The organism is Synechococcus sp. 8F6 (assembly GCF_002252665.1).
Classification (GTDB): domain Bacteria; phylum Cyanobacteriota; class Cyanobacteriia; order PCC-6307; family Cyanobiaceae; genus Cyanobium_A.
Map to the genome: position 1 here is coordinate 1 of NZ_NQKZ01000037.1, position 5,596 is coordinate 5,596.

At 47.3% G+C, this 5,596-nt stretch carries 2 protein-coding genes and 1 pseudogene; 1 reads left to right on the forward strand and 2 read right to left on the reverse strand.

The genetic code is table 11. From position 1 onward, the window contains the following. The coding region (locus CJZ78_RS13125; protein ID WP_143592954.1) for a transposase at positions 1–133 on the reverse strand (133 nt) is incomplete at its 3' end. Between the two features lie 515 nt (positions 134–648). Continuing rightward, a complete protein-coding gene (locus tag CJZ78_RS13130) occupies positions 649–5,310 on the reverse strand; it encodes an autotransporter domain-containing protein (protein WP_158217097.1) in 4,662 nt (1,553 codons plus the stop codon). 159 nt (positions 5,311–5,469) lie between these two features. On the opposite strand from CJZ78_RS13130, the pseudogene CJZ78_RS13135 reads away from it, so the two are divergent. Beyond that, positions 5,470–5,596, forward strand: a pseudogene (locus tag CJZ78_RS13135) (IS5/IS1182 family transposase); the annotation flags it as partial.

Below are 5,596 nucleotides of genomic sequence, written 5' to 3' on the forward strand. Positions count from 1 at the left end.
AGGCCTTTCTCCAGTTGTAGAGGCTGGCCACGTGAATGCCCAGCTCTACTGAAATCTGGGAAACGCTCTGGCGGTTCGGCGGAGTCATACGCCTCCTAACATCAGCCTTAAAGGCCTCGCTGTAACGACGCATTGCCCTGCTCCGTCAAGCCCCCTGGTGAAAAAAGTGGTCGGGTTGGAGAGGCGTCAACTTTCCTGGCAGAGGGGGGAGCCGACACACCCGCTGCTGGAGTCAGCCGGCAGAAGTGTGGATCAATAAGCCAACAGAGGAGCCAAACCCGACCCTGGCGCTACCCTTAATTCAGGCCGTCTGAATGGCAGCCCAGGAGTGACAACTTTCCTGAAAGTCACCGTAACGACACATTGGTCATGTCCTCAAGCCCCCAGGTGTACTGACGAGAGGGGTGACATCTTTCCTGAAACCGGGGGTCCCTTGCTCCCTTGTTGTTCAAATCCGCTGCAGGATAAGCAATCTGATAGGGGAAGCTCATGTCCCGTATCTTTGGCTTGGCCTATTGGCACACGATAAATAAGAATTGTCTTCTCGTCTTCAAGTGTCTAATGCAGAGCGTAGAAGTATTTGCTTTTGCTGGTGACGCTTGAGTCTTGACTGCGTCTTGATTTGAATTGTACACCCATTTGTCATTGTTAGAATATTATTTTGACACCGCCTCCGTATCCAAATTGACTGCCGTTGGTTTGTAATTCGTAGCTCGCCATTGCATATATAGAAACATTCTTGGCAACTTGGAGGTCAAAGCCACCAGCCACAATGAAGGCATTGGCTCCGCCGTTTTCGCCCTGGGTTGAGAAAGAACCAGCATCTGGTGCATCAACGAAGCTTGAGGTTAGGGACTTGTTGCCACTGGTATTGGCCAGGGCATCCACCTGATAGGCAACCGCAAGTCTTGGCGTGATACTCTGAACTTTGTTTTTACTCAAGGTAATAGGGCTAGAGGCAACCTCCAACCCAAGCGTGCCCACCAGACTGTTGGCTGTATTGCCGTTAACACGGAGATTTAAAGCTCCACCGTCAGATTCCGTGAATCCACTCTGCTGGTAGCCGCCCCACGCCAGACCAGCAATAGGCTTGAGCAGCATCGGTAATTTGCCTTTGCCTACCTTGATGGGGATGTCATAGGAGGCATTGATGGCAGCGGTGTAGCCAATGGCAGAGGTCCTTCCATTAATCGTTGAACCATTACCGATGTAGGCGACATTACGGCTGCCATCTATACCAAAGCTACTGTAACCAAGCAAAGCCTTGATGTTCCAGCGCTCAGCAGGTTTATAGACTGCATAGAGAGCACCACCATTGACATCAGAACTGACATTGGCCGATGTGAGGCTCATATTAGAGAGATTGGATGTTCCATAGCCATAGGCAGCACCAACACTCCACTGCTTGGAAGCCTGGTACTCGAGGCCGTAGAAGGATGAAAATACGCCCGAATTATATGAAGAAAGACCATCCTGCCCTCTAATGCTGCTTGTCGCATTGTTTGCCTGAGCAAAAACGCACACTGGGTGTTTCGGAATTTTGCCTTTTTTGGTTTCAGGTGCATTGATGGTCCAGCCATTAATCTGGCAGTTGCCGGCTTGTGAAAACAGGAGGTCCCGCTGACGTTTCAGTGTTGATAGACCAACAGCCTGGTAAGCGGCATACGGTTCCGGTGATAGCGAATCAATCGCCGCTGTGAGCTGACTGCCGGACGTCAGGGCTAGTAACTGGGAGGTGGTGGTAAGGAAATCACTGCTTATACCGGCTGCGGCTGCTTGCCCTGTTGTGAAGCCCGTCGTACCAATTGACGTACCTGTTGCATTGACACCAGTGGTTGTTCCAGATTGGTTACCAGCAGCAGTGGCGAGGGATGAGAACACACGGTCAAAAGCACCAGCAGTGGCCAACTGATTCCGTTGACCCTTACCTAGGCTAGAGACAGCTGATGCGGTAGCTCCAAAGCGATTCTTTGGTTGCCATTGAACGTCAAAGGTGGTGGCATTACCGTCTGCTTCTTGAACCAGGTTGGTGCCGTAATTCAACAGCGCACTGTTGACACCAGATTGATCCAAGGTCAGGCTGCTGTTGGTCGCGAAGTTATTGGTTGCAGTAATCAGTTGATAATCAAAGTTTGGCCAAGGACTTCCGCCTCCATATGGAATTAAAGTTGCCGTGCCAGTGAAGGCAGTGACGTTTCCCGTTGCTGAAATCTTATCATTCTTCGGACCTTGTAATTCGATTGAAATTGTGCCACCGGACAATCCGTAGTTGCCATTAACGGATTGCAAGCCGATTGAATTTCCTGGTGAATGCTTAGCCCCTGTTTGAATCGATGTAGTAGGAAGTGTTCCAGTGCCCAACAGTTCGCCCCCAGCTGCAACATTCAGGCCATTTGAATTTGCAATCGATCCGTTGACTAAGACTTTGGCTCCAGATGCCACCGCAATAGTCCCTGTAAAATCGGGACTGCTTCCAGATAAATATGTTGTGCCACTTTGGCCAGCCGATGAGTTTGTGAATGTAAGTTCACCTGCTCCTCGAAAAATGCCTGAGAAATTTGATGTTAAACCGTTGGCGTCAATAACGCCTCCACCTGTGGATAGAGTAAAGTCAGTAGAAAATGTACCTGGCGCATCAACCTTGATGGTCCCTCCATTAAGAATAGTGCTGCTTGGATTTGAGGCGTCAGTAGTTGTTCCAGGTGGAACAACCTTGTAGAGTGATAGCTTGACATCTTTACTTCCATAAATCAGATCATAGGCGTATCCTGTAAGCGAGCCAGTCGTAGATGTGAAATTTCCCGAGACTGAATTGGCTGAAAATAGAGTATAGATTTTTGAAGAGTCATAGGCTGAATCAAGAAAGACAAGGCTGAGGTTCCCGCTTATAGCAGCTGTACCGGTTACGTCTAAATTGCTGGAGCTGGTGCGGTAGACACTTATTTGCGTTGTAGACAGATCTTCAAGGACAAGGTTGCCAGCAATCTTGAGCGTGGCATCTTTGAAATTGTTGTTGTTGTCGATTTCAAAGGGAACGATGCCGGCCCCTGCTTTTATCTTTGTGGTCGGAAATATCCCGTTGCCCCCGACGACTGCTCCTGGATTTACAGTTAGCAGCGAACCTGTTGCCAATGATCCAGAATTAATTAGGCTGACGCCTGATTCAACTATAGCAATGCCGGTATAGCTGCTCATCCCAGTGAAATTATAGTTTGCATATTCGGTTGCTTTTTCATCCCCTGATTTTTTAAGGTTTATTTGTCCAGAACCGCTTATTTTTCCGTCAAAGCTTGAATAAGAATTTGGACTGCCAATAAAGGTGAGCGATGTACCTGAAGCAATATCAAAGTTTCCATAGATCGAGGAACTAATGGTTTGACCAGGACCGCTGAAATATATTGTCTTGCCAGTGTCGACGCTTATTGAATACCCGGAAATATTGCCGTTTCCCCCAGATATCCTTAAGTCCTGTCCTCTTACATCGATACTTGATATGATAGACCCATTATTGGTGATTTGGCCTAATGCCCCTCCGTAGGAATAAATGCCTGCCAGCGATCCATTATTTGTTATTTCAGAGATGGTGCCGTAGTTCGAAATCGTTCCCGTTATTGACCCACTGTTGTCAACTGTTGTGATGTCACCGTAGTTTGTAATTGACTTTGTAATAGATCCACTGTTGGCGATTGAGTTAATCTTGCCGCCAGTGTTGTTTGAGATGGAGCCACTTATTGTCCCTCCCTCATTATTCTCAATTGATGTAATGCTGCCGGAGTTAGATATCCCGGCTCCGTACGGACTGGTGCTGCTGATTAAGCCGCTATTCTTCAGGGATCCTATTACTCCAGAGTTGGAATTCTGTAATGCAACGGCTCCGGTAATTGAGCCGCCAGCTAAATTTTCCAGCGTTGTTATTGTGCCGGAGTTCGAGACTCCGTATCCGTAGGCTCTAGAGCCGCTGATTGTGCCGGAGCTAAAATTTTTAAGTGACGTTATTGTTCCTATATTGAATATTCCAGAGCTCCCTAACCAAGCGGGAGTTAGGCCTTCTATGGATCCTCTGTTGTCAATTTTTGCGATAGTACCCGTATTGCTCACGGCTACGTATCGGCCAAGTAAGTTTCCATTGACGGCATTGTTTATTGTATCAATCGAGCCACCGTTGTCAATTCCGTAATACCCGCTTATCGTTGCATTGGATTTGTTTTCAAGCGATCCATTATTTGTTATTTCAGAGATGGTGCCGTAGTTCGAAATCGTTCCCGTTATTGACCCACTGTTGTCAACTGTTGTGATGTCACCGTAGTTTGTAATTGACTTTGTAATAGATCCACTGTTGGCGATTGAGTTAATCTTGCCGCCAGTGTTGTTTGAGATGGAGCCACTTATTGTCCCTCCCTCATTATTCTCAATTGATGTAATGCTGCCGGAGTTAGATACCCCGGCTCCGTACGGACTGGTGCTGCTGATTAAGCCGCTATTCTTCAGGGATCCTATTACTCCAGAGTTGGAATTCTGTAATGCAACGGCTCCGGTAATTGAGCCGCCAGCTAAATTTTCCAGCGTTGTTATTGTGCCGGAGTTCGAGACTCCGTATCCGTAGGCTCCAGAGCCGCTGATTGTGCCGGAGCTAAAATTTTTAAGTGACGTTATTGTTCCTATATTGAATATTCCATCGCTCCCTAACCAAGCGGGAGTTAGGCCTTCTATGGATCCTCTGTTGTCAATTTTTGCGATAGTACCCGTATTGCTCACGGCTACGTATCGGCCAAGTAAGTTTCCATTGACGGCATTGTTTATTGTATCAATCGAGCCACCGTTGTCAATTCCGTAATACCCGCTTATCGTTGCATTGGATTTGTTTTCAATTGTGCCAATTTTTTGACTAGGCCCGTTGTATATAGCAAAAGTTGTGCCATAGATAAAGCCTTCATTATTTATTAGGTCTGTATCTGACAGGTATGGTTGCGAATATCCTGCGCTCCAAGAATAGCCGTTGGGCTGGTATATGCCATATATCGATGGATTACTAAACATGTATCCTGAGATCCGACCTGAGATATCAATTTTCAGGCCTTTGAAACCCAAGTTTTTGATCCCTTTGGTACCAATATAGGTAACCATTAGTGTTTGATTGTTGGTGTTTGCTTCGCACGCTGTGTCTGCGCTGCAATAATATTTCGCTTTTGTTTCGAAAGCTATCAAAAAAGGTGTAATTCCAATAACCCCCGTCTTAAATAGGTTTGCAAATGTGCGTATATAAAGAAACCTTAATTTGTCCCCGGAGTTGTCGTCCAAAGTATCTTCCATATTGATTTGCATGCAGCGGGGATGGCTGCCCTCCGTTATTCTAATTAAGGGCATTTCGAATAATCGTAAGACCGCTTGATAGCGTCCGGATTTGAATTATAATAGGAGTTTGCTGAAAAACCCAGCCCGCGCAACAATGGGCCAACCGCCCACCCTTTGATGCGAGGTTACCGGGAGCGCAGCGGCTCCCTGTTCTCCTACGTGTCGATCGAGGAGCGGATCCCGGCCAGTCATCCACTGCGGCGGATCCGGAAACTGGCCGATCAGGCCCTCGATCGGCTCAATC